22 protein-coding genes and 3 pseudogenes are annotated in these 22,932 nt (G+C 73.6%); 8 read left to right on the forward strand and 17 right to left on the reverse strand.

Annotated features, from left to right (window positions below):
* Window positions 1–19: 19 nt before the first annotated feature.
* The 6 genes from ACEQ2X_RS01730 to ACEQ2X_RS01755 all read right to left on the reverse strand — a co-directional run bounded on the left by ACEQ2X_RS01730 (window position 20) and on the right by ACEQ2X_RS01755 (window position 8,671).
* Window positions 20–526, reverse strand: a complete 507-nt coding sequence (locus ACEQ2X_RS01730; RefSeq protein ID WP_370324008.1) for a hypothetical protein — start codon at window positions 524–526, stop codon at window positions 20–22.
* Window positions 527–528: 2 nt separating this feature from the next.
* A complete protein-coding gene (locus tag ACEQ2X_RS01735; RefSeq protein ID WP_370324009.1) occupies window positions 529–1,722 on the reverse strand; it encodes a hypothetical protein in 1,194 nt (397 codons plus the stop codon).
* Between the two features lie 3 nt (window positions 1,723–1,725).
* Window positions 1,726–2,904 carry an SPFH domain-containing protein gene (locus tag ACEQ2X_RS01740; protein WP_370324010.1) on the reverse strand — a complete coding sequence of 393 codons (1,179 nt, stop codon included), beginning with the start codon at window positions 2,902–2,904 and terminating at the stop codon, window positions 1,726–1,728.
* A 97-nt stretch (window positions 2,905–3,001) separates the two neighbouring features.
* Window positions 3,002–3,313 (reverse strand): hypothetical protein, encoded by a 312-nt coding sequence (locus ACEQ2X_RS01745; protein WP_370324011.1) that lies wholly within the window; start codon window positions 3,311–3,313, stop codon window positions 3,002–3,004.
* 10 nt (window positions 3,314–3,323) lie between these two features.
* Window positions 3,324–6,698: a DEAD/DEAH box helicase gene (locus ACEQ2X_RS01750; RefSeq protein ID WP_370324012.1), complete on the reverse strand. Its 3,375-nt coding sequence runs from the start codon at window positions 6,696–6,698 to the stop codon at window positions 3,324–3,326.
* 506 nt (window positions 6,699–7,204) lie between these two features.
* Window positions 7,205–8,671: a choice-of-anchor B family protein gene (locus ACEQ2X_RS01755; protein ID WP_370324013.1), complete on the reverse strand. Its 1,467-nt coding sequence runs from the start codon at window positions 8,669–8,671 to the stop codon at window positions 7,205–7,207.
* Here ACEQ2X_RS01755 and ACEQ2X_RS01760 point away from each other — a divergent pair.
* Entirely contained in the window at window positions 8,670–9,350 is a 681-nt protein-coding gene (locus ACEQ2X_RS01760) for a hypothetical protein (protein ID WP_370324014.1), read from the forward strand. The two genes, ACEQ2X_RS01755 and ACEQ2X_RS01760, sit on opposite strands and share 2 nt — an antisense overlap.
* A gap of 21 nt (window positions 9,351–9,371) precedes the next feature.
* Here the strand turns inward: ACEQ2X_RS01760 and ACEQ2X_RS01765 are convergent, their stop codons facing one another.
* Together ACEQ2X_RS01765 and ACEQ2X_RS01770 are read right to left on the reverse strand one after the other, a co-directional pair.
* On the reverse strand, window positions 9,372–9,866 hold the full coding sequence (locus ACEQ2X_RS01765; protein WP_370324015.1) for a GNAT family N-acetyltransferase: 495 nt from the start codon (window positions 9,864–9,866) through the stop codon (window positions 9,372–9,374).
* On the reverse strand, window positions 9,863–10,846 hold the full coding sequence (locus ACEQ2X_RS01770) for a putative zinc-binding metallopeptidase (RefSeq protein ID WP_370324016.1): 984 nt from the start codon (window positions 10,844–10,846) through the stop codon (window positions 9,863–9,865). The genes ACEQ2X_RS01765 and ACEQ2X_RS01770 overlap by 4 nt, the downstream gene beginning before the upstream one ends.
* Window positions 10,847–10,937: 91 nt before the next feature.
* Here ACEQ2X_RS01770 and ACEQ2X_RS01775 point away from each other — a divergent pair, with 91 nt between their 5' ends.
* The gene (locus ACEQ2X_RS01775) at window positions 10,938–11,309 is read left to right on the forward strand and encodes an ArsR/SmtB family transcription factor (protein ID WP_370324017.1); all 372 of its coding nucleotides are present in this window, start codon (window positions 10,938–10,940) and stop codon (window positions 11,307–11,309) included.
* Entirely contained in the window at window positions 11,302–12,249 is a 948-nt protein-coding gene (locus ACEQ2X_RS01780; protein ID WP_370324018.1) for a cation diffusion facilitator family transporter, read from the forward strand. The genes ACEQ2X_RS01775 and ACEQ2X_RS01780 overlap by 8 nt, the downstream gene beginning before the upstream one ends.
* Before the next feature lie 18 nt (window positions 12,250–12,267).
* Here ACEQ2X_RS01780 and ACEQ2X_RS01785 read toward each other — a convergent pair whose 3' ends face one another.
* Window positions 12,268–12,882: an exonuclease domain-containing protein gene (locus ACEQ2X_RS01785; RefSeq protein WP_370324019.1), complete on the reverse strand. Its 615-nt coding sequence runs from the start codon at window positions 12,880–12,882 to the stop codon at window positions 12,268–12,270.
* Window positions 12,883–12,885: 3 nt separating this feature from the next.
* Window positions 12,886–14,688, reverse strand: a complete 1,803-nt coding sequence (locus ACEQ2X_RS01790) for a DUF294 nucleotidyltransferase-like domain-containing protein (protein ID WP_370324020.1) — start codon at window positions 14,686–14,688, stop codon at window positions 12,886–12,888.
* 120 nt (window positions 14,689–14,808) lie between these two features.
* Here ACEQ2X_RS01790 and ACEQ2X_RS01795 point away from each other — a divergent pair, with 120 nt between their 5' ends.
* A complete protein-coding gene (locus ACEQ2X_RS01795) occupies window positions 14,809–15,390 on the forward strand; it encodes a hemerythrin domain-containing protein (protein ID WP_370324021.1) in 582 nt (193 codons plus the stop codon).
* Here the strand turns inward: ACEQ2X_RS01795 and ACEQ2X_RS01800 are convergent.
* The 5 genes and pseudogenes from ACEQ2X_RS01800 to ACEQ2X_RS01820 form a co-directional block, all read right to left on the reverse strand.
* Window positions 15,387–16,643, reverse strand: a complete 1,257-nt coding sequence (locus ACEQ2X_RS01800) for an alpha/beta hydrolase (RefSeq protein WP_370324022.1) — start codon at window positions 16,641–16,643, stop codon at window positions 15,387–15,389. The two genes, ACEQ2X_RS01795 and ACEQ2X_RS01800, sit on opposite strands and share 4 nt — an antisense overlap.
* The gene (locus tag ACEQ2X_RS01805; RefSeq protein WP_370324023.1) at window positions 16,640–17,563 is read right to left on the reverse strand and encodes a universal stress protein; all 924 of its coding nucleotides are present in this window, start codon (window positions 17,561–17,563) and stop codon (window positions 16,640–16,642) included. The genes ACEQ2X_RS01800 and ACEQ2X_RS01805 overlap by 4 nt, the downstream gene beginning before the upstream one ends.
* Before the next feature lie 545 nt (window positions 17,564–18,108).
* Window positions 18,109–18,819: a response regulator gene (locus tag ACEQ2X_RS01810; protein ID WP_370324024.1), complete on the reverse strand. Its 711-nt coding sequence runs from the start codon at window positions 18,817–18,819 to the stop codon at window positions 18,109–18,111.
* A complete protein-coding gene (locus ACEQ2X_RS01815; protein WP_370324026.1) occupies window positions 18,738–19,784 on the reverse strand; it encodes an NAD-binding protein in 1,047 nt (348 codons plus the stop codon). Before ACEQ2X_RS01815 ends, ACEQ2X_RS01810 begins: the two co-directional genes overlap by 82 nt.
* 30 nt (window positions 19,785–19,814) lie before the next feature.
* Window positions 19,815–20,021 (reverse strand): annotated as a pseudogene (locus tag ACEQ2X_RS01820) (hypothetical protein); the annotation flags it as partial.
* Between ACEQ2X_RS01820 and ACEQ2X_RS01825 the strand changes: the two are divergent.
* From ACEQ2X_RS01825 to ACEQ2X_RS01840, 4 genes and pseudogenes are all read left to right on the forward strand, one after another.
* Window positions 19,960–20,295: pseudogene (locus tag ACEQ2X_RS01825) on the forward strand (GGDEF domain-containing protein); the annotation flags it as partial. The pseudogenes ACEQ2X_RS01820 and ACEQ2X_RS01825 overlap by 62 nt on opposite strands.
* 188 nt (window positions 20,296–20,483) lie before the next feature.
* Window positions 20,484–20,867, forward strand: a pseudogene (locus tag ACEQ2X_RS01830) (ABC transporter permease); the annotation flags it as partial.
* A 29-nt stretch (window positions 20,868–20,896) separates the two neighbouring features.
* The gene (locus ACEQ2X_RS01835) at window positions 20,897–21,211 is read left to right on the forward strand and encodes an ABC transporter permease (protein ID WP_370324027.1); all 315 of its coding nucleotides are present in this window, start codon (window positions 20,897–20,899) and stop codon (window positions 21,209–21,211) included.
* 113 nt (window positions 21,212–21,324) lie between these two features.
* Complete coding sequence (locus ACEQ2X_RS01840; protein ID WP_370324028.1) at window positions 21,325–22,074, forward strand: class I SAM-dependent methyltransferase; 750 nt, start codon at window positions 21,325–21,327, stop codon at window positions 22,072–22,074.
* Between the two features lie 127 nt (window positions 22,075–22,201).
* Here the strand turns inward: ACEQ2X_RS01840 and ACEQ2X_RS01845 are convergent, their stop codons facing one another.
* Window positions 22,202–22,486: a type II toxin-antitoxin system RelE/ParE family toxin gene (locus ACEQ2X_RS01845; RefSeq protein ID WP_370324029.1), complete on the reverse strand. Its 285-nt coding sequence runs from the start codon at window positions 22,484–22,486 to the stop codon at window positions 22,202–22,204.
* Between the two features lie 2 nt (window positions 22,487–22,488).
* Window positions 22,489–22,743 carry a hypothetical protein gene (locus ACEQ2X_RS01850; RefSeq protein ID WP_370324030.1) on the reverse strand — a complete coding sequence of 85 codons (255 nt, stop codon included), beginning with the start codon at window positions 22,741–22,743 and terminating at the stop codon, window positions 22,489–22,491.
* Window positions 22,744–22,932: the final 189 nt, after the last annotated feature.

A 22,932-nucleotide genomic window follows, 5' to 3' on the forward strand; every position in this document is an offset into this window, starting at 1 on the left:
CGGACCGGGACCGCCGAGGTCAGCCCTCGGCGGTCATCCCCTTGATGCGGGCCGAGAGGTCCTCGAGCCTGCGCACGTCGGCGGACGCGTCGCGCTGCCCGGACGCGGCGGCCAGGTCGGCGGTCGCCGACTCGACCGCCGCCACCGAGACCTCGATCTCGGCGAGCGCCTGGTCACGCCGCTCACCGGCCGGGAGCGCCGCCGCGGCGATCAACCGACGGTCGACTGCGAGGGCGTGCTGCTCGAGCTCGACGCGGAGCTCGAGGGCCGTCACGTCCTCGTCCGCCGACCGGGCCTGGACCTGGAGGGCTTGCATGGCTGCGCCGAGGCGCCGGTGCAGCTTGGCCTCGCGGGAGTGCGCACCGGCCCACTCCGCCGGCGCCTCGCTCGGCTGGCCCGGCACGACCTGGCCCTGGCGCTCGTACCGCTCCTGGCCCTTGCGGGCGAGCGCGACGAGGAACGCCACCAGGGCACCCACCGCGGCGATGCCGACGAGGGCGAGGAGGACGAGCAGGACGCCGCCCACCCCTAGCTGCTCCCGAAGTAGAGGAACGCCGCGATCCCGAGGACGATCAGCGCGACGACCACGGCCGCGGCGATCTTGACCTTCGAGTACGGCCGCTCGCCGTGCACCTCGCCGGTGGTCCCGTTGATCATGACCTGGTAGGTCTGCCCGGCGTAGATCACCGTCAGCAGCCAGATCGGCAGCAGCAGGTGCTTGAAGGTCAGCGCGCTCCAGCGGATGTCCTTGGTGTGGATCCGCTGGTGGTCACCGCCGATGTCACGACGGATGGTGGAGTCGATCGTCCCCTCCATCCGGTCCTTCGCGGTGTCGAAGCACTCCTCGAGGGAGTTGTCGTAGGTGCGGCTGAGGTGGCCGGCCAGGAACTCCGGGCTGAACGGCTGGACCTGGTGGAGCGGCCAGGGCTCCAGCGACTGGACGTGCTTCGGGTTCAGCCCCTCGTTGGCGGCCACGGCGACGTCGTCGAAGCTGTTGTGCACCGTCCCGCTGACGTGCCGCCAGTCGGTGACGGTGACCGTCTCCCGGTCCTCGCCGCTGCCGCGCGTCTCGGTGCGGTCGTCACCGCGCTGTCCGGTGTAGCGGGTCGTCGTCTCCGCGTCGTAGGTGAAGTAGGCGCTGTAGACGCTCGAGAACGAGCCGGCGCGGCTGTAGTCCTTGAACTCGCTCGGCGCGAACCAGCGGCTCGAGACCCACTTGCCCAGAGCCTCCTCGGCGGCCTTCCGGTCGATCGTGAACGGCAGGACCCCGTCGACGGGCAGCCGATCGGGCGCGTCGTGGACGTCGTCGCGCTGGATCGGGGTGGCGCAGTAGGGGCAGCGCTGGGCGGTCCAGGTGCCGGTGAAGGTCGTGTGCCCGCCGCAGCTCTGGCAGACGATCTCCTTCTCGCCGCTGACGACCTCCACCTCGGCCGTCCGGTCCCGCAGGCCCCGGAGCGCGCTGGTCAGGTCCTGCTCCTCCACGGTGCCCGACACCTCGGCGAGGTCCTGGGCGGTCCCGCAGCTCGGGCACTGCAGCCGCTGGGTGCCGATGTGGAACTCGAGGTTGGCGCCGCACGTGCCGCAGGGGTACGTGCGGGTCGCCTCGGTCTGGTGGATGACGGCATGCCCCTCGGGGCCGCCGACGGCGGGGGGCGGCGGTGGTGCGCCGGTCACCCCGGTCGGGGGCAGGGGTGGGGGGCCGCCGCGCTGGTCGTCCGACACGGCCTACTCCGGCGCGGGACCGGCGGGCGGTGCGGGCGGCGCGGGGGGCGGGCCGTCGGCGCCGGGCAGCGGCGGCGGGGCGGCGAACAGGCTGGACAGCGCCGGGACCTGGCCCGCCGGCGTCCAGCCCGCCATGCCGGTGCTCCACACCAGCGTCTCCGCGGTCACCTGGCCGCCAGCGACCGCCTGCTGCAGCTGCGCGGGCGTGTACGGCCCGGCCTGCTGGCCGTTGACGGCGACGTGGAAGGCCTGCGCGCCCGGGAGCGGCGGCGGCGCCGACGGGGCACCCGCCTGGGCCGCGCCGGCGAACTGGCCGCTCATCTGGTTGGCCATCGCGAGGCCGAGCCCGAGGCCGAGCGCATCACCGGCGGCGCCACCGCCGGGGTTGGACGCCGCCGCGAGCAGCGCGTCGGACTGGCGGACCTGCTGGAAGCGGTCCATGTCGCCGACGTTGCGGGCGTACCCGCCCTCCTCGACGCCGCGGGCGACGCCGCGGGTCATCGCCTGGGTGATCTCGTCCGGCAGGCTGATCCGCATGGTGATGTCCGGGATGGACAGGCCGAACTCGTCGTCGACCTTCTCCTGGACGTGCTCGCGGAGCTTGCCGGCCAGCTCGACCTGCTTGCCCTGCAGGTCGATGGCGCCCACGCCGGTGTCGAGGACCATCTCGCTGAACGCGGTGGTGATGACCTGGCGGAGGAGCTCCGAGATCTCGTCGGCCTCCACCTCGGAATCGGTGCCGATCACCTCGCGGAGGAAGATGTCGACGTCTTCGATCTTCACCATGCACAGCCCGTTGGCGCGGACCTGCACCATCCCGAAGTCGGGGTCGCGGATCGTGATCGGCGACGCGGTGCCCCACCGCAGGTCGGTGATCGGCCGGGTGTTGATGAAGTAGACCTCGGACCGGAACGGGCTGTTGAAGCCGTGCTCCCAGCCCTGCAGGGTCGAGAGGATCGGCAGGTTCTCGGTCTTCAGCTCGTAGTGGCCCGGCATGAACGAGTCCGCCAGCTGGCCCCGGTAGACGAAGACGGCGCGCTGGCCCTCGCGGACGATCAGCTGCGCGCCGTTCTTGATCTCGTTGTTGTAGCGCGGGAAGCGCCACGCCAACGTCGAGCGGGAGTCGTCGACCCACTCGATGATGTCGACGAGCTCGCCCTTGAGCTTGGCCATCAGGCCCATCTTCGGTCCCCTCTGTGCGGAGTCGGTGGAGTGGACCGATTCTCGCACACCGACTCTCCGCCCGCGGCGGTGTCACAGGGCTGCAAGACGCCCGGGGCTACTCGCCGAGCTCGTCGACCAGCTCGTCGGGCTCGATCAGGCCGGCGGCGGCCGCCAGCGCGCCGGACAGGGTGACCGACTTGTCGTAGACCGCGGTGAAGTAGTGCTCGGCGATCGTCTCGTGGCCCGGCAGCGGCGGGGGGCCGAGGGAGTGGGGGACCACGGCGGGCTCGGTGCTGATCCGCACGTCCCGGCGCTGCTCGGGCAGCTTCGCCGGATCACCCCAGAACCCGACCTGGGGCTTCTTCTTGCCCTTCCGGCGGTTCGACCCGCCGCCGCCCTTGTTCCGGCGTCGTCGTGCGGCGCTCACAGGTGCACCCTCATGCGTCGACCATCTCCTCGGCATCGGTGACGTCGGAATCGTCGTCGTCGGTCAGCAGCAGCTCGGGGTCGATGCCGAGCGCGCGCTGCAGCTGGTCGGAGTCGAGGTCGCCGACGGAGGAGGACTTCGGCAGGGCCATGTCGGCGATCTGGCGCTTGCCCTCGACGACCTCCTCGACCCGCTCGTCGACGGTGCCAGGGCACACCAGCCGGTGGGCGACCACCGTGCGGGTCTGGCCGATGCGCCACGCGCGGTCGCGGGCCTGGTCCTCGACCGCCGGGTTCCACCAGCGGTCGTACAGCACGACGTGGCTCGCCGCGGTCAGGTTCAGACCGGTGCCGCCGGCCTTCAGGCTGAGGACCAGGGCGCCCTTCCCGGTGCCCCTCTGGAACTCCTCGATGATCCGGTCGCGGGCGCCGCGGGCGAGGCCGCCGTGGTAGCAGTCGATGCGCACCCCGGTGCGGTCGGTCAGGTAGCGGGCGAGCTTCTCGCCCCAGGACGCGAAGTGGGTGAAGATCAGCACCCGCTCGCCGGCCTCGAAGACGTTGTCGACGATCTCGTTGAGCCGGGTCAGCTTGCCCGAGCGGCCCTCGAGCGGCCGGTCGTCGTCGTCGAGGTACGCCGCCGGGTGGTTGCAGATCTGCTTGAGCGCGGTGATGGCCGCGAGGACCGCGCCCTTCTTCTTCGGGCTGTCGTCGTCGGCGGTCTCCTGCATCAGCCCGTCGAGCACGGCCTGGTACAGGCCGATCTGCTCGGGGGTCATCGCGCAGTGGTCGAGGGTGTCGATCCGGTCGGGCAGCTCCTCGGCGATGGCCGGCTCGGCCTTGGTCCGGCGGTACACCAGCACGCCGTTGAGGGTGCGCAGCGCCTCCTCCGCCGTCGAGCGCCCCTCGGCGGTGCGGGACAGCTGGGCCACGAACGACGCGCGGTCGCCGACCAGCCCGGGGTTGGTGAAGTCGAGCAGCGCCCACAGGTCCCCGAGGCCGTTCTCGATCGGGGTGCCGGTCAGGATGATCCGGCTGTGGGCCTCGAGCCGCCGCAGCTGCTGCGCGGTCTCGGAGGTCGGGTTCTTGATGGCCTGGCCCTCGTCGAGGACGATCTTGCCCCAGCTGATCTGCTCGAGGGCGTCCACGTCGCGCATCCCCGTCCCGTAGGTCGTCAGGATCACGTCGACGTCCTCGACCTGGCGGATCAGCTCGCGCGGACCGGGGCGGTTCTGGCCGTGGTGGATCCGCACCTTCAGGCCGGGGGTGAACTTCCGCGCCTCGTGCGCCCAGTTGCCGAGCACCGCCGGCGGGGCGATGACCAGCGAGGGACGGCCCGCGTCGGCGGTGGGGGCGTCCTCGCCGCGGGAGGTCGCGAGATGCGCGAGGAGCGTGGGCGTCTTCCCCAACCCCATGTCCAGGGCGAGGATGCCGCCCAGGCCGGCTTCGTCGAGGAAGCGCAGCCAGGCGAGCGCGTCGGCCTGGTAGCTGCGGAGCTCGCCGTTGAACCCCGGCGGGCTGACCGGCGGGTGCTCGGGGATCCCCCGCGCGCTGCGGAGGAGGTCGACGGCCCACGCCTCACCCTCCACCGCGATGCCGCCGTGCAGCGGCGAGCCCTCGAGGCCCATCGCGTGGCGCAGCATCTCCGCACCCGACATCTGGGTCTTCTCCGCGCGCTGGGCCAACGCGTCGGCGGCGGCCTGCAGGTCGGCCTTGTCGAGCTCGACCCACCGGCCGTGGGCCTTGACCAGGGGACGGGCCTCGCTCGAGAGGTCCATGATCTCCTTGGCCGTCAGCTCCACGTCGCCGAACACCGCCGACCAGCGGACGTAGGTCAGCTGCTGGGCGCCGACGACGCTCTCCTGGCTGTCGGTCGACGTCAGCTTCAGGCCCGGCCGCGGCTTCTTCCGGCTGAGGGGCGGGACCTGGACGTCGAAGCCGGCGGCGGCGAGCACCGGGCCGACCTCGGTCATCAGCTCCCACGCCTCCTCCTGGCTGAGGATCACCTCGCCTCGGCGTTCGGCCTTGCCGCGCAGGAGGGGCTCGTAGATCCCCTCCAGGCGGTCCAGCTCGGCCTTGATCTGCTCACGGCGGTTCTGCGACGCGTTGGACATCGCGGCGTCGACCGGCTCGAGCTTCCGGTTGCCACCCGGCACGCTCGTCCGCAGGTACCAGGCGTCCCCCTCGTCGGGCGGGTCGAGCTGCAGGGTGAGGGTGATGGTCGCCGTGCCGGTGATGTGCTTCGCCCACGTCTGCAGGCCCTTGGCGAGCTCGTTGCCCCGCTGGGTCGGCGCGTCGAAGATCCGGCCGTTCATCAGCGCGAGGATCGTCTCGGCGACCTCGGTGGCCGACCGGGGGCGCGGCGGCGGAGCGGGCACCTCGACCCGGGCCGCGGCGTCGGTGCAGATCGCGTCGACGACCCCGGCCACGACGTGCTCGGTGAAGGCCCGGCGGTCGTTGGACCGGCTCAGGGCCATGACCGCACCCGGCATGACGCGGGAGAGGTCGGTGAACTCGTCGTGGTCGATCAGCGCGGGGATCCAGTGGACCTGGTAGTCGCTCCGACCTGACTGGCCCTTCTGCTTGCCCGAGGTGCGGCGGACCTGGGGCACCATCCGCCCCTGGGCGACCAGCCGGACCGCGAGGGCGGAGGCCAGCGCCATCCAGGCGGCGGAGGTGCCGACGGCCCCGAGGTCGCGGTCGTCGGTGCCGGCGGGCGCGGTGGCGTCGGGTCGTGTCGCGTCGGGTCGTGTCGCGTCAGGCCGGAGGGACACCAGCCACCCGAGGGTCGACTTGATCGGTGCGGCGAGGGCCGGTGCGTGTGTGCCGTCGGGCAGGGGGACCCCGGCGTGGGGCTCCCACGGGATCGAGGCGGCCCCGAGGACCTCCAGCCGCGCGCGGAGCTCGTCGGCCTCGGCGGTCGCCGCGCCGTTCCCCGCCGCCCAGACGACCAGCTGGTCCTCGTCCCAGCTGAGCTGGAGGGCGGTGTCGCCGACGGGCTCGTCGTCGGTGTCGTCCTGGTCGTCGTCGGCGGCCTCGGCCTGGCGGTCAGCGCTCGCACCGGGAGGCGGGGGCGGCGGCTCGTCGGCCAGCTCGGCCAGGGCGGCGGCGACCTGCGAGCGGTGGGACTCGAAGTCCTCGAGCACCAGGGGGCGCTCCGGGCCGTGGACGGTCGAGCGGACGTGCTCGAGCGCCTGGTCGGCCTTCTTCAGGAGGTAGCGCAGTGCGCTGATCCACTCCTGGGTGTGGGACTCGAGCACCGCGAGGTCGTCGTCGGTCGCGAGACCGTCGATGTGCTTCAGTGCCAGCCGCTGGTAGTCCGAGCGCACCAGGGCGCTGCCGGGCTGGGTGATCGTGGTGGTGATCGTGGCTTCCTTCAGCTCCGCCATCTGCAGAGGGACACGCCTCGACCCACAGCCGCAGCTCCGGCCGTGGCACAGCCGACGCCCGGACCCCCGGACGACGGCTGTCGTGATCGCAACCGGACCCGCTGTCCGCAGGTCGACGATCGCGAGGCGTCGGACCCAGCCTACAACCCGTGCGGCGATCGTCCCAGGTGGGGCTGCGGTCGGTGCCGCGTGCAGCGGGATGGATTCGACATCCAGGGGGAGGGTGGGCGCACGCCGTGGGATGGATTCGACACCCAGGGGAGGGTGGAGGGCACGCTCGGGGCCCACATGAGTCCCAGCAGCCACTCCAGGTCACGTGAGCCCCAGCGGACCCGTCCGGGGGTGTCGATTCCATCCACGAACCGGCACCGACGATGTCGATTCCATCCGGGTGGGAGGGCATCCGGTATGGACGTCCGGGTGTGCGGACATGACGCCGCGCCCACGTGGTCGACTGCTCCACGTGGACGCGACGCCCCCCGTTGGCTGGGCGGTCCCGGTTCCCGTCAGTCCGGGCGCTGGAAGTGGGTCGGTGCGGCGGCGGGCGGGGTGTCGGCCGGCTCGAGCGGGTCGGCCGGCCCGTCGCCGACGCCGTCGTGGAGCCGCAGCAGGAAGAGGCCCTCGCCGATGCCGGACACCGCGACGGTCCCCGACTCGAAGTACGGGTAGTTCGACCAGGTGCCGTTGAACGTGGCCTCGTCGTCGGCGGGGTAGGTGTCGAAGTACGCGACCTCGTCCCAGCGCGGGCCGTCGGGATCGTCCAGGGCATCGAGGTCGATCACCCGCAGGCCGGAGGTGTAGTTCGACTGGTAGGCCAGCCCGTCGCGGGTGTAGTTGTTGTGGTCGATCGACGCCGTCGCGGGGTTGCCGTCGGTCCCGTCGCGCATCGCGATGAGGTGCTCGACCGGCGCGTCGAGGTCGGTGACGTCCCACACCATCGTGCGGGTGTGGGTGACCTCGGCGGACTGCTGCTCGTCGAGCTCGTCGTTGAACAGCAGGTACCGGCCGTCCTCGCTCAGCCAGCCCTGGTGGGTGTAGGCGGTGGCCGGGTACTCGATCCGGCTGATCTCGCCCGCCGAGGCGGGGTCGGTCACGTCGACGATCGAGACGTGGTCCTCCGCGAAGGCGATGCACAGGTCGCGGCCGGCGTGGTCGGCGTCCGGCCCCTCGTAGGTCAGGCACTGGGCGTCGTGGACGTAGGACGACCCGGCGTAGCAGCCGGCCGGGAGCGGCAGGAGCGGGTTCGACATGTCGATCATGGCCAGGCCGCTGTCGCACTGGTCCGCCGGCAGCCCCTGGGTGATCAGCCCGCCGCCGACGACGTAGGCCATCTCCGCGTCCGGGTTGACGACGATGTTGTGCTGCGACCCGCTCAGCGGGTACACCGAGTCGGGCAGGATCGGCAGCTGGGGGCTCGACCCGTCCATGCCGTCGAGTCGCCGCAGGTCGACCACCTGCACGCCGTGGACGGCGGACTCCGAGGCGATCACGGCGTGGTCGGCGACGACCTTAATGTCGTGCCAGATCAGCTGCACCGGCGACAGGTTCGGGACCGACCCCAGGTAGACCGGCGCGGTGGGGTCGCTGACGTCGACGGCGGCCACGCCGTTGGTGTGGCCCAGCAGGACGTACTCCGCACCCGTGTCGGGCGACGTCCACCCCCAGATGTCGCTGGCCCCGCCGCCGGACAGGACGTCGGTGTTCACGAACCCGAGGTCGGCCAGCGGCGTGAAGCTGAGCAGGTCCACCCCGTCGCAGGGGAACGCTCCCGCCATCCCGTCGGTGCAGGGGATCGCGCCCGTCGCCTGCTCGGGGATCGCCCCGGGCGCGTTGCGGGCGAGGTCGGCGACCTTCAGGTCGTGGACCCGTTGGTGGGCGCGCTCGGTGGGCGTCGTGATGACCGCGACGTCCGCCGCCGCCAGGCCGACCGCAGCGGCGAGGAGCAGCAGGAGCGCGTAGAACCGGTTTCCCATGACCATCACCCAACCCCAACGACGCCGGCGCCCGGTCGTGACGGTCGCGATCGCGATCGCCGCGGTCGCCCTGGTCGTCTGCGCCGTCGTGGTCGTCGACGCGATCGCCGGCGCCCGTGCCGAGGACGCCGTCGAGGCCCAGGTCGAACCCGAGGTCGGGGTCGACGTCCGGGCCCGCATCGGCGGGCCCTTCGGGGGGCTGCGGGCCATCACCGGTCGGATCCCCGTGCTCGAGCTGACCGCCGCCGCCGTCCCCGTGCCCGATCAGGACCTGGTGATCACCGACCTGCTGGTCGAGGTCCGCGACCTGGTGGTCGAGGGCGACGCCCCGGTGGCGGGTGAGGGGACGTTCCGCGCCGCGCTCGACGTCACGCAGGTCCGGGCGGCCGCCCCGCCGGAGCTGGCCGACCTGATCGACCTGTCCGACGACGCGTTGGTGGTCGACCTCGGCCTGGCGGCGGTCCCCCTCGACGTGGTCGTGGTGCCCCTCGCCGGGGGTGACGCGTCCCTGCGGCTCGAGCCGCCCGGTGACATCGCGCTGCTCGACGAGGTGGTCGGCGGGGTCACCGAGGTGCCCCTCGAGGTGCCTGACGGGGTCGTCGTCGCCGCCGCGGCGGTGGTCGGAGCTCGCCTGGTGCTGACCGGGACCCTCGACCCGGTGGTGGTCGCCGCCGGCTGAGCGGTCGGGTCGTCGCGAGCCTCAGCGCAGGTCCAGCGCCAGCTCCTGCTCGGTGATGTGCGCCCGCGGGGCCGGGAACCGGCTGGTCCGGCCCGTCGGCGTGAACCCGGCGCGGCGGTAGAACGCGATCGCCCGCGGGTTCTGGTCGCTGACCTCGAGCACCAGCCGGCCGTAGCCCACCCCCCGCGCGGCGCGGGTGCACGCGTCGAGCAGCTCGTCGGCGGCGCCCCGGCCGCGGACGTCGGGGTCGACCCAGACCGCGACCAGCAGCCCGTCGGACGGGTCGGCGTGGTGCGGGATCACGGTCATCATCCCCCGCGGCCGGTCGTCGTCGTCGAGCCACAGGGACGTCGCGGCGTCGGCGTCCGCTGCACGGCCACGCCAGAACGCCTCCGGCTGCGCGACCTCGGCCTGGTGTGTGCTGAAGAACGCGTCGGGCGAGTCGACCAGGGCAGCCAGCCGGACCTCCCGCGCCGCGGCCCAGTCCTCGGGGCCCACCCGCAGGACGCGGCTCACGACGTGTCGGTCACAAGCTCGTGGACCCACCCGAGCTTCGCGATCACCGCGGGTGCCAGCACGAACGGGTACAGCGGCGGCCGACCCATCGACCGGTTCACCGCGTTCAGGGCGTAGGTGAGGGGCAGCCACCGCTCGACGAGGTCCTCGATCGCCATGCGGTCCACGGCCGCCCGGCTGGTCGGGACGTCGCCGGCGGGCTGGAGCGCCTCGTGCGCCCCGTCCACGGACAGGCCGAAGGAGCCGGCGGTCTCGAGCGTGTCACGGATGTGCAGGTAGTGGGCGAGGGTCTCGGCGAAGTCCTCCCACGGATGCGCGGTCGCGTAGACGCTGACGTACCCGTCCTGCCAGCCCTCGGGGTCCGGGGAGCCGTAGTGGGCCTCGAGCGCCTCGGCGTAGTCGGTGGTCTCGTCGCCGAAGACCTCCCGGAAGCCGGCCAGGTGGTCGGTGCCGTCGACGAGGGTCATCCACAGGTAGTGGCCGATCTCGTGGCGGAAGTGGCCGAGCATCGTCCGGTAGGGCTCGCCCATCCGCTCGCGCATGCGGGTGCGGACGACGTCGTCGGCCTCGCGCACGTCGATCGTGATCACCCCGTCGGCGTGCCCGGTGATGACCGGTTCGACGTCGCCGGACTTGAGGTCGAACGTCGCCCCCTCGATGTCGAGCCCCAACCCCAGCGCCTGCCACAGCAGCATCCGCTTGGCCTGCTCCGCCTCCGCCCACGCGAGGGTCATGGCCGCGTCGCCCGCCGGGGGCCGGGTCCTCGTCAGCCGGCACGAGCGGCACAGCTCCTCGTCGGCCTCGGCGACCAGCCAGCTGCAACCGATCTCGTCGTGGTTGGCGCAGCGCCGGTCGCGGCTGCCGACGGCCGACACCTCACGGGACTCCGGCCGGAACCCGAGATCGGTGTCACAGGCCGTGCAGGCCGTGTCGTCGAAGAACACCATCTGGCCGCACGTCGGGCAGGTGTAGGGGCGCATCGGGTCTTCATACCCCGCGCGCGGCGCGACACGCCACGCGATCGGCGGACGATCTGACACCAACACATGAACATGTCATCATGCGTTCGGAATGTCTGCCCTGCCCGAGGAACCCACCGCTGCGACCTCCCGCGTCGACGACGTGCGGTCGCGCATGCTCAGCGACGCCGAGGCCCACGAGGTCGCGGACCTGTTCGCCCTGCTCGCCGACCCGACCCGCACGCTGATCCTGTACGCGCTGCTCGAGGCGGGGGAGCTGCGGGTCAGCGAGATCGCCGAGGCGGTCGACGCCGGTCAGTCCACGGTGTCCCACGCGCTCCGGCTGCTGCGCACCGCCGGCGTGGTGCGCCAGCGCCGGGAGGGTCGGCACATGGCGTACCGGCTCGACGACGCCCACGTGCGCCTGCTGCTCGACCTGTCCCTCGAGCACCTCCGCGAGGACGGGGGACACCGCCGTGGGTGAGGGCTCGCACGCGGGGCACGACCACGGCTCCGCCGCCGGGGCGGCCCGCGGCGGCGCCGCGTACACCCGGCGGCTGCTGATCGCCTTCGGGCTGATCGGCGCGTTCTTCGTCGTCGAGCTCGTCGGCGGTCTGCTGACCAACTCCCTGGCCCTCTTGAGCGACGCCGGCCACATGCTGACCGACGTCATCGGCCTGGGGATGGCCCTCGCCGCGATCCAGGCCGCGAACGCCGGCAGCCGGCAGGCCAGCCGGACCTTCGGCCTCTACCGCCTCGAGATCCTCGCCGCGCTCGCGAACGCCGTCCTGCTGTTCGGCGTCGCCATCTACATCCTCTACGAGGCCGTCCAGCGCCTCACCGAGCCGCCCGAGGTCCTCGGCACCCCCATGCTGGTCGTCGCCGTGCTCGGCCTCGCGGTCAACCTCGTCGTCTTCGCGATGCTGCGCAGCGGCGCGGCGGAGAGCCTGAACGTCGAGGGCGCCTACCTCGAGGTGATGGCCGACACCCTCGGGTCGGTCGGCGTGATCATCGCCGCCGGGATCATCGAGGTGACCGGCTTCACCCTCGCCGACCCGATCTTCGGCGTGCTCATCGGGCTGTTCGTGCTGCCGCGGACCTACCGCCTGGGCGCCAAGGCGCTGCGGATCCTGATCCAGGCCGCACCCGCCCACATCGACGTGGAGGGGTTGGAGGACGACCTCGGCGACTTGGACGAGGTCGCGGCCGTCCACGACCTCCACGTCTGGACGCTGACCTCGGGGATGGAGGTGGCGTCGGTCCACCTCCGCCTCACCGGCGGGTGCGACGACGGCGCATCCCACCGGGTGCTGGACGCCGCCCGTCACCTGATGCGGGAGCACTACGGCCTCGGACATGCGACGATCCAGGTCGAGCCCGCCGAGCACCACCGCTGCGAGGACCCGGCCGAGACCAGCTGGTGACCTCGACGTCGAGGGTGGTCAGCTGCTCCGGCTGAGGCGCACGAGCGCCCGGCGCGTCGCTGCGCCGTGCATCTCGAGCCCGGTCGCGAGCGCGAGCAGCAGGCCGGCGGTGGTGAGGGCGTCGCCGGCGGCGTGGTGGGCTCGGGACACCGGCAGCCCGTGGCGGGCGGCGACCGCGCTCAGGCGGAGATCGGTCGACGGCGGTCGGCCATCCAGGCGGTCCAGCGCCCGGGCGAGGCCCATCGTGTCGATCACGTCGGACCGGTCCACCGCCACGTCGCAGCGCCGCAGCATGCCGAGCTCGAGCGACGCGCCGTGCGCGACGAGCAGGTGGCCGTCGAGGGCCTCGCGCAGCGCCGCGCCCACCGCGCGGGCACCGTCGGCGCCCACCAGGTCCTCCGGGACGAGCCCGTGCACCGCGATCGAGGCGGTGGGAACCGGACCGGCCGGGTCGATGACCTGGTAGCCGGCGGCGCCGAGGACCGCCTGCCCCCCGCGGACCGGCACCCAGCCGACCGAGAGGGGCCGGTCGCGCCGCGGGTCCAGTCCCGTGGTCTCGAAGTCGACGACCAGCAGATCGAGATCCCGCCAGCCCCGGTCGTCGTCGGGGTCACGTCGCCACCAGCGTCGCACCGGTCACCCCGCGACCAGGCGGTGGCGGGCCTGGACGACCTCCTGGGCGGTCCTGACCCCTCGGAAGGTCTCCTTCAGCTGCGAGCGCACCAGGGGCGGGAGGGCGGAGGGATCGACCCGGTTGGAGGGGTCGAGACCGGCGGCGTGCCGCTCCAACGCCATGTCGAGGCGGATGCCGAGGGCCAGCTCGTACCCCGCCGCGAGGACGTCGCCGAGGTCCGCCGACACCTGTCCCGCCTCGACCGCGGCGGCCAACCGCTCGGCCGTCGCGATCTCGAGACCGCCGCGCGTGAGCGCGTGGAGCCGCGCCAGGTCGACGATGGGCATGAGCGCGCCGGCCTTCAGGTCGAACGTGCCGGCCTGGGTGCCGTGGCGGTCGACGGTCAACCGGCCCATGAACCCGAGCGGCGGCCGGTGCCCGATGGCCTGCCGGGCGAGCCGTCCGAGGAAGACGCCTTGGGACGCGGCCCCCCGGATCGTCGGACCGAGGAGCTCCAGGACGTCGAGGTCGCCATCGACCGTCCGGAGGTCGAAGGCGATCTCCGCCTCCATCAGGTGGTGCTCGGTGGGTCGCGCCATCAACGCGGACAGGCGCCGCCGCCAGCTGCTGACGTCGGCGTGCCACGCCGACTCGGTGGCCATGACGCCACCGCGGCAGCGTGGGAAGCCGGCGCGCTCGAGGCCGTCGGTCACCCGTTCGGCGAGGGCCCGGAACCAGGCTCGGTCGTCGTCACCGAGGCCGTCGGGCACGATCATGCCGGTGTCCTGGTCGCCGGTCAGGCCGAGCTCGCGGCGGCCGAGGCTGCCGAACGCGATCCAGCCGTAGGGGGCCGGCGGTGGGCCGAGCTCCGCGCTCGCGAGGTCGATCAGCTTGGCGGTGCAGCGGTCGGCGAGGCCGCTGAGCACCTCGGCCACCTGCGCCGGTGTGGTGCCGGCGGCGCGGAGGGCGCGGACCGCGTCGTGCACCGCCCCCATGGCGGCAGCGCACCCCTCCACCGTCGTGGCCCGGTCGAGCTGCTTGCGGAGGTGCAGGGGGCTGTGCAGGCGGGTCTGCAGGACGTCGCTCGACGTGACCATCCCGACCAGGCCGTCGCCGTCGGCGACGGGGAGGTGGTGGATCCCGGCGGTCAGCATCTCGACCAGCGCGTCGAAGAGGGGGGTGCGGGGGGTGGTCGTCCGCACCGGGGACGTGGCGATGGAGCTGACCGGGTCGTCGGGTGAGCGCCCGGAGGCCACCAGCGCGCGGAGGTCCCGGTCGGTGACGATCCCGACCCAGGATCCGCCGGCGACGACCACCGAGGAGATGCGACGCGACGTCATCAGGGTGGCGGCGGCCCGGCAGGTGTCGTCCGGTCCGACCGTCGCGACGTCGCGGCTCATCATCGCGGCGACCGGCGTGGTCTGCAGGTCGATCCGCGGCGTGCCGGGGGCGGTGGCGGCCCGCAGGTCGGCCGGCGGGTTCGACCAGGCGTGCACCGCGGCGTCCGCGGGCAACCGCAGCAGGAGGGTGGCCTGCACGGCGGTCAGCGCCTCGCCCTCAGTGGGGCGGTGGTACTCGCCCGCGGCCACCAGGTCGACGGCCAGGCCCGCGTCGTCGCGGACCAGCAGCCCGCCGCGCTGGACGACGACCGGCCCGGTCACGTCGTCGACCGCCTGGTCCGCCGCGGCGTAGGACAGCGCCGACCCCCGCACCAGGGTGACGAGCTCCCGTCGCGGCACCCCGGCGAAGGCGGGGCAGTCCACCAGCAGGTCGACGAGGTCCTCGACGACCTCGTCGGGCGCACCGGCCTGCGGTACGGCGTCCATCTCGACGCGGAGTATCGCGGAATCGACCGTCCCGTCGCGGTCCCGCGGGTCCGGCCGTCGGGTAGGGCGGTGGGGGACCGCCGCCGGCGGTCCGGAGACGAGACCCACCGAGGAGACCCCATGACCGCCGACGAGGACCTGCAGACGGCCCGCTCCCGCCCCGACGACGTCCTGGCCGCCGTCCTCGAGGACCACGCCGAGATCAAGAGGCGGTTCGCACGGGTGGGATCCGCCAGCGGTGACGCGCGGGCCCAGGCGTTCCGCGACCTCGTGCACCTGCTGATCGTCCACGAGACGGCCGAGCAGGAGGTCCTCCGACCCCTCACCCGCCAGGCCGACGGCGGTGACGACGTGGTCTCGGACCGGCTGGAGGAGGAGAAGGCCAGCGAGATCGCGCTCGACCGGATGATGTCGATGGACGTCGACTCCGACGAGTTCGCGACCGCGCTGGCCCAGCTCGAAGCCGAGGTCATCGACCACGCCCAGCACGAGGAGTCCGACGAGTTCCCCTTGATCGAGCAGGCGGTGGACGCCGACACGCTGAAGAGCCTCGCGGGGGTCTTCCGCGCTGCGGAGCGCGTCGCACCGACGCGCCCGCACCCGACCAGCCCGACGTCCGCGATCGGCAACCTGGCGGTCGGCCCGTTCGCCGCGATCGCCGACCGGGCGCGCGATGCGATGGCGAGGGTGCGCGGCTCCTAGGGGCGGGACGCCGACGGCGTCACCAGAGCCGCGTCCAGGAAGCCGATGACCGTGCGCTCCCACCCATCGGGGTCGACCTGCAGCGCCGCGATGTGGCCGGCGGCGGGGACCGTCCACACCTCGACGTCGCCTGGCGCGAGGTCGTGGAGGTGGCGCGCGGTCAGCACCTCCGGCTCCGGTGCCCCGGCGATGACCAGCACCGACCGGCCGTCGAGGGCGGCGATCGCATCAGCCAGCGGCGTCGGCGAGGATGCGCGGGTCAGCAGGTCCGCGGTCCCGAACGTGACGGCCGACACGATGCGGTCCACGAGCGCCTGCGGGCCGACGAAGCCGAGGTGCCGGCGGTCGGCCGCGGTCCGCCCGGTCGCACCCTCGGCCACGACCGCGCGGAGGCCCGGCACCGCGGGCAGCGCGCCGATGAGCTCCTCACCGCCCATCGAGAGGCCGACGCCGGCGATCCGGTCTGCGTCGACGTCCGGCTGACCGACCAGCCACGCCACCCCGGCCGCGACGTCGTCGTCGCCGTGCCACCCGAGGTCCATGGCGGTGCCGCCGCTCTCGCCGTGGCCGCGGGCGTCCATCGCCAGGACGCCGTACCCGTGGTCCGCCAGCACGGCCGCGTGGCGCGTGGTGGAGGCCTTCGAGCTGGCCGACCCCGACCCGTGCCGGAGCAGCACCGCCGCGCCGTCGCGCGAGGGGGTGTACCAGGCGACCAGGTCGACCCCGTCGCCGGCGGGCACCACGACGCGCTGCGCGCCAGCGGGTGGGGTCGTCTCGACGTGCGCGATCGGGACGTGGGTGGCGTACAGCGCCACCGGCACCGAGGGGCCGAGGACCTGCAGGACCACGAGGGCGATGGGCACCGCCCACAGCCGCCGCCACCCGCGGACCGCCCGTACGGCCGTGACCGCGCCCGCCACCAGCAGGACCAGACCGCAGACCAGGGCGGCGACGCCGAGGACCGCCGCCGGGGAGGGGCCGACGGCGGCGAGGTGGACCGGACCCACGCCGGCTCCGGCGAGGGTGCCGACCAGCCCGCTCAGCACCATGCCGACCCCGCGCCGTCCGGCCCGGTCGCTGCGCCGGAGCGCCGCGGCCACGGCGAGGGGGGCCAGCACCACCACGGCGACCACGACCCGGCCGGCCGCGTCCAGGTCGGCGGTGAGCGCCACCACGACGAGGTGGAGGGCGATGACGACCTCGGCCGCGGTCGCCAGGTGCGCACGGTCGGTCGGGGGTGGGCCCGTGGTCACCGCGGGGGCACAGGTCCCCGCACGACGACGACCGGTGCGGCGGCCGCGCGCACCACGCCGAGCGCGACGCTCCCGACCGCCAGGCGCCGCAGGTCGCTCCGCCCGTGGGTGCCCATGACGATCAGCGGGGCCGGGCGGTCCTCGGCGAACGCCGCGATCGCCGCTGCGGGATGCCGGTCGTGCAGGACGTCGTGGTCGACCGGACGGGCGATCCGCGCGGCCACCCGGGAGAGGTACGTGCTCTCGAGGATGTCCGGGTCGGGCAGTGCGAGCCCGGGGTCGAGGACGTGCACGAGGTGCAGCGGGACGTCGAGGGTCTGGGCGAGCTCGACCGCTGCGTCGACCGCGGCGTCGGCGGGGGCCGAGCCGTCCACGGCCACCACGAGCGACCGGTAGCGACCTGCCGGCTGGGCAGCTCGCGGTCCCACCAGGGCAACCGGGATGGGCGAGCGGCGGACGACGGCCTCGCTGGTGCTGCCGAGGACCACCGCCGACACCGGGCCGCGCGACCGGGTGTCCATGCACAGCAGGGACGCCCCGACCTCGTCGAGGTGGGCGACCAGCTCGGTGGCGACGTCACCCTGGGGCAGGACGACCGGGTGGGCGTCGGGTGCGCCCTCTCGCCGGGTGTCGTGGGTCCGGGCCGTGAGGTACGCCTCGGTGACCGAGCGCCCCAGGCCGAGCGGCGGCACCGCGACGACCTCGAGGGACATGCCCGCCTGGGCGGCGAGCACCGCCGCGACGCGGAGCGCCCGTCCGGCCCCCCGCTCGGGGTCGACGGCCAGGGTCATCGTCCCCCTCGGCCCCGGATCGGGATCTCGTCGCGGCGCGTGGTCGCGGTCGCGGTGGTCCTGCAGCTCGTCGGTCGTCCTGAACCACAAGCCGCAGGTCGGGCACTCCCTCAGGACGGTCGTGGCCATGGGGCGATGCTCCGCCAGGCCTGCGGGTCGGGGAAGGGCCGAACGGCCCCCGCATCCGATGACCCCGGACCCTGTGCGACGGCGCCGAACCCCCCGACGATCACCCGGTCAGGCGCGGCCCCCGCGACGCCGTCCGGCCGAGGTCGTGCGCCTGTGATGAGAGGTGTGACGTTGGACGTCGCCACGTCCGCGGCACTCAGGAGCTGATGGACCACCCCGACGTCGCGATGATCCTCCGCGACCGGCGGACCCGGGTGGGTCCGCGCCGCCCACGCCGTCGGCACGACCGCGCCCTGGTGGAGGACGTGGTCCGCAACGTCCTGGCCCGGCTGGAGGTGCAGCGATCACCGAGCCCTCGACGTGCGCGGCCACGACGCGCAGTGGCGACCGCTGCCGACGCCCGGCGCTGCCGGGGCGCGCGTCCTGCGCGCTCCCCGTCCACCGGGCACTCGCGGCCGCCGTCCCCGAAGTCCCCCAGCTGCCACCGGATCGGTCGACGGGAGCCACGACCTCGAGGTCGTCCGCGGTGCCCCGCCGCCCGACGGTCAGTAGCGGATCGGGTCCAGGTGGGAGTCGTCCCGGTGGCGGTGGTGCGCACGGCGCTCAGCCAGTCGGCCCGCGAAGGCCGCGGCCTCCGAGCGCCGCTCCATTCCCATCTTGCCGAGGAGGTTCGACACGTAGTTCTTCACGGTCTTCTCGGCGAGGGCGAGCTCGGCACCGATCTCGCGGTTGGTCATGCCGGTCGCGAGCAGCTCGAGGATCCGACGTTCCTGGATCGTGAGCGTGGCGAGCGAGGGCTCGCCGTGGTCGTGGTGGGCGCCGCCGCGTATGCGCTGCGCCGCTCGTGGGTCGAGCAGCGGCTCACCCGCCGCCGCCTTCCTGATGCAGCGTGCCAGGTCGGAACCGTGCACCTGCTTGAGGACGTACCCCGCCGCCCCCGCCTGCACGGCCTGGGCGACGGCCTCGTCATCGGCGTAGGACGTCAGGATCAGGCAGGCCACCTCGGGACGTGCGGCGCGCACCTCCCGGCAGACCTCGATGCCGTCGCCGTCCGGCAGGTTGACGTCGATGACCGCGACGTCGGGCGGGGTCGTGAGCATGCGGGCGACGGCGCTGACCGCGGTGGCCGCCTCGCCGATGACCTCGAGGTCGGGGTGCAACCCGAGGTGCTGCTTCAGGCCGCTCCGGACGAGGTCGTGGTCGTCGACGATGAAGACCCGGATCGGCGCGCGGTGGGAGTGTGACGCCTTCTCCATGGTCCGACCGTAGGGATCCCCTGCTCCGCGTGGACAGGGTCGGAGGTCCCGGTCCGACCCGACGACCGTCCCGGTACTCCGTGCGGGGCCACCGGGGGTGCAACGGGTCGTCCCCGGCAGGGCGTGCAGCGGTGCCAGGGCGGTGCTTCGCGCGCGATGACCTCGTCACCGGGCACCAGCACGAGGTCCGGGGTGGCGAGCAGCGGCTCGGTGCCCCGCAGGACGTAGACCAGGACGGCGTGCGCGGGGAGGTCCAGGTCCGCCACGGCCCGACCGGCCGCGGGGGCCGATCCGTGCACCCGCTCCTCCACCAGGGCGTAGCGGCCCCTGCTCAACTTGAGCAGGGTGACCATGTCGCCGAGGCTCATCTCCTCGACGACCAGGGTCGCCATCAGCTCGGCCTGGTCGAGCGCGACGTCCACCCCCATCGCACCGACGTACATACAGGCGGTCTCCGGGTCGACGATCCGCGGGACGCCGAACTCCTCCTTCGCCAGGCAGCAGGCGAGGACGTTGACCTCTTCGACGGCGGTCACGGCCGCGACCACGTCGGCGGTCCGGATCCCGGCCGCCTCGAGGGCCAGGGGGTCCGACCCGGCACCGGCGACGGTGACTGCGGCCGGCACGGCGGCGCGCACGCGGTCGAGCACGCGGGGTCGGTCATCGAGCACCGTGACGGCGTGACCTGGTCGACCAGCCGTCCCGCCAGCCAGGTGCCCGTCCGACCGGCTCTCGGATCCCGCCCGTCGACAGGTGCGGATGGCCTCGGCGACCTCGTCGTTCGGGGGGTCGAGGAGGGCGACCAGCCCGAGCAGGGTCAGGTCCCGCTCGAGGACGTCCGGGTCGGGGCTGTCCGGGACCTCATCGAGATCGGCCACCGCCACGGCGAGGACGCGGAGGGCATCCCGGCTGTTCGCGTCGTTGGCCGCCTCCGCGGCGCGGCGCACGTCGTCGGAGAGCGGCATGACACGACCGCTCACCCGGACTGACGTGCAGCGGCCGAGGAGCTCCCGCGGCGCGCCCTTGCACCACAGGCGCGGGTGGCCATCGTCGGAGTGGATCGTGGTCATCCGCTTGCGGCTGCTGTCGAAGGGGACCTTGGCGACGCGCGGCGCGGCCGCCTCGGCGGCCTCGAGGTCGATGCCGACCTTCGCCGCGGCGACCTTCAGCGCGCCTCCATCGGGTCGCCCAGGACGCGCCAGCGCGGGTCCTCGCCGGCGGGTGGCCGCAGCCGCCGCGGTTCTTCATCTCCCAGGTCGTGGACATCACCGCGCGGAAGGAGGGGCGGTCAACGACACCTACGGGCACGCCACGGGCGAGGCGCTGCTCGCCGAGGTCGCCGACGCGCTCACGACGGTCGTCCGCGACGTGGACCGCTGCGCGCGGATGGGTGGCGACGAGTTCGTCGTGCTCCTGCCGCGCACCCGGCTGGTCGACGCCGAGCCGATCGCGTCGCGCATCCTCGAGGTGGTCGCGCGACGGCCCAAGCGATCGCACCCGATGTCGCGCTCACCGCCAGCGTCGGCATCGCGCCGTTGCCCGTCGATGGCTCGGTCGACGCCTGGATGGCGGCGGCGGACGCGGCGCTGTACGCCGCGAAGCGCCCCGGCGGGCACCGACTCGTCGGCCCGTCCTGACGACGCAGGCGACCTCCTCGGACCCGTTTGACGATCCTGCGCCGCCCGCAGGTGCTCGGCGTCGCCCTGCTCCAAGCGCTGATGTTCCTGGTGATGTTCCGCTACGTCATCGGCGGCGCCGTCGACCTCCCCGACGTGGCGTACGTCAGCTACGTGGTCCCCGGCCTGGTCGTCGCCGGCCTGCTGTTCACGGGCGGAGGCAGCGCGGTCGCGGTGGCCGAGGAGGCAGCCGGCGGCCTCTACGACCGGCTCCGCTCCCTGCCGGCACCCGACCACGCGGTGCTCGCCGGCCGGGTCGTGGCCGACGCCGCCCTCATGGTCGCCGTCGGCGCCGCCACCTTCCTGTTCGGCGCCGCCGTCGGCTTCAGGGTGGACGGCGGCGTCGCCGGGCTGGCGGGGGCGCTTGCCCTGCTCGCGGTCTGCAGCCTGGCGTCGCGTGGGTGTTCGTGTGGGTGGGGTTGGTGGCGAGGGGTGCGCAGGCCGCCCAGGGACTGGGTCTCCTCGCGGTGCCCCTCGCGTTCCTCTCGAGCGCCTTCGTCCCCGTCGACACGCTTCCTGCCGTCCTGCGCACCATCGCCGAGGTCCAACCGCTCACCATGTGGATCGACGCCACCAGGGGACTGCTGCTGGGCGACGCGATCACCGCGACGCTCGAGCACGGCCTCGGCGTCTCCGTGGTCGGCTCGCTCGTCTGGGCACTCGTCCTGGTCGCGGTCGCCGCGCCGTCGGCCGTGCGCGCCTACCGCCGGGACTGACTGCACGCGGCCGCGGCGACGGTCGGTCCGGGACCGCCGTACCGTGGTGGTGTGCGGGCGCCGGCGTCGCGGTGGCGACGGTCAGGCGCCTGCCTCGACCGTGGAGGCAGCCCGTGGCCAGGATCCCCTACGACGACCTGACCGCCACGGCCTACAAGGCCGTGCGAGAGATCCCGCGCGACGGGCTGGGGGAGTGGCGCGAGGCCGTGCGACGCCACCTCCGCCCCTCACCCGGGACGGTCGTGGCTGACGTCGGTGCGGGGACCGGGCAGTTCGCCGTCGCGCTCGCCGAGTGGTTCGACATCGACGTCGTGGCCGTCGAGCCGTCGGCGGCGATGCGGGCGCAGATCCCCGAGCGCCCCACCATCACCGTGCTCGAAGGCCATGCCGGCGCGATCCCCCTCGAGGACCGCTCGGTCGACGGCGTCTGGCTGTCGCTCGTGATCCACCACATCCCGGACCTGGAGGCCGCCGCGTACGAGATCCGCCGGATCCTGCGACCCGGTGGTCCGGTGATGATCCGCCAGGGCTTCGCCGGCCGCCTCGACCGGGTCGAGAACGTCCGCTGGTTCCCCGAGACCGCGACGACCGTCGACCTGACCGTCGGCCGGGCGTGCGAGGCCTTCGCCGCGGCGGGCTTCGGGCTCGACGCGCTCGAGCCCACGCCCGAGACGTACAGCGCGAGCCTGGCCGACTACCTCGCCCAGCTCGACGTCCTGCGCCGGGCTGACAGCACGCTGCGCATGCTGACCGACCAGGAGTTCGAGCAGGGCGTCGAGCGGGTCCGCTGCGCGGTGAAGGCAGAGGGTGAGGAGGCCGCCGAGCCGAGGACCAACTGGCTCGACCTCCTGGTCCTGCGCTGACGGCAGGCCGCCACCAAGCCGCCATCGGATGTCGCGGCCTGCGATGGCAGCGCCCTCGTCGAGCTCGGTGAGCCGCCAGCACCACCGTCCGGCGTCTTGCGTCGTGCGGCCCGCATCTCCCGCCGCGTCATCCCCTGGCGGCGCTGCCGGACCGTGCGTCTTGGATGGTCACGATGACCACACGGTCAGCCTCTTCCTCGTACGTGTAGAGGATCAGCATCCACCGCCAGGGCCCGAGGATGAACCGCACCGGCGCCCAGCGTCCGCCGAGCTCCGCTCCGAGGCGCGGGAAGTCGGCAAGCGGTTCGAGGCTGCGGCGGACCCGGTCGGTGGTGTCCTGCGGGAGGGAGAGCACCGCCGTCAGGTGGGTGAGGTCCTCGACCGCGGCGGCGGCGAGCTCGACGCGAGCCACTGCTACAGGTCGGCCAGGGGGATGGTGCCGCCCTCGGCGGTCTGGCGCAGACCGAGCTGGGCACGGTCGAATGCACCGGGGATCGCGTCGAGCAGCGCCACGACGTTGTCGGGGTCGGGGTCAGCGTCGTCGATGGCGCTGGAGAGCAGTGACCGGGCCAAGGTGCCTTCGGCGACATGCACTCGCGCGGCGAGTCGCGAGAGCTTCGCAGCGCGCTCCTCGTCGAGGGTGACGTTGACGCGCTGACCTTCAGGCATGCCTCGCAGATTACACGCGGCGACACGTCCTGTGCAGACGGATGCTCACGGCCCATCGACGGACGCGCCGTGGGGACCCCGTCCAGCGCGGATCGACGCGGCCATGGGGCGTTCCCAGCCGAACATCCTCTCCTGGGGCTAGCAGCGATCTTCGAGGCCACGGACGTTTCCGCGGAAAGTGGGGTCTCC

The sequence above is a fragment of the Euzebya sp. genome, assembly GCF_964222135.1.
Classification (GTDB): domain Bacteria; phylum Actinomycetota; class Nitriliruptoria; order Euzebyales; family Euzebyaceae; genus Euzebya.

What these genes read in the sequence shown, in the direction of transcription:
- ACEQ2X_RS01810 (WP_370324024.1), bottom strand. Translation starts at nt 18,819, where the DNA reads ATGGAGAAGGCGTCACACTCCCACCGCGCGCCGATCCGGGTCTTCATC.
- ACEQ2X_RS01740 (WP_370324010.1), bottom strand. Translation starts at nt 2,904, where the DNA reads ATGGGCCTGATGGCCAAGCTCAAGGGCGAGCTCGTCGACATCATCGAG.
- ACEQ2X_RS01805 (WP_370324023.1), bottom strand. Translation starts at nt 17,563, where the DNA reads ATGGCCACGACCGTCCTGAGGGAGTGCCCGACCTGCGGCTTGTGGTTC.
- ACEQ2X_RS01795 (WP_370324021.1), top strand. Translation starts at nt 14,809, where the DNA reads ATGACCGCCGACGAGGACCTGCAGACGGCCCGCTCCCGCCCCGACGAC.
- ACEQ2X_RS01750 (WP_370324012.1), bottom strand. Translation starts at nt 6,698, where the DNA reads ATGGCGGAGCTGAAGGAAGCCACGATCACCACCACGATCACCCAGCCC.
- ACEQ2X_RS01770 (WP_370324016.1), bottom strand. Translation starts at nt 10,846, where the DNA reads ATGCGCCCCTACACCTGCCCGACGTGCGGCCAGATGGTGTTCTTCGAC.
- ACEQ2X_RS01775 (WP_370324017.1), top strand. Translation starts at nt 10,938, where the DNA reads ATGTCTGCCCTGCCCGAGGAACCCACCGCTGCGACCTCCCGCGTCGAC.
- ACEQ2X_RS01850 (WP_370324030.1), bottom strand. Translation starts at nt 22,743, where the DNA reads ATGCCTGAAGGTCAGCGCGTCAACGTCACCCTCGACGAGGAGCGCGCT.
- ACEQ2X_RS01815 (WP_370324026.1), bottom strand. Translation starts at nt 19,784, where the DNA reads ATGCCGCTCTCCGACGACGTGCGCCGCGCCGCGGAGGCGGCCAACGAC.
- ACEQ2X_RS01760 (WP_370324014.1), top strand. Translation starts at nt 8,670, where the DNA reads ATGACCATCACCCAACCCCAACGACGCCGGCGCCCGGTCGTGACGGTC.
- ACEQ2X_RS01755 (WP_370324013.1), bottom strand. Translation starts at nt 8,671, where the DNA reads ATGGGAAACCGGTTCTACGCGCTCCTGCTGCTCCTCGCCGCTGCGGTC.
- ACEQ2X_RS01790 (WP_370324020.1), bottom strand. Translation starts at nt 14,688, where the DNA reads ATGGACGCCGTACCGCAGGCCGGTGCGCCCGACGAGGTCGTCGAGGAC.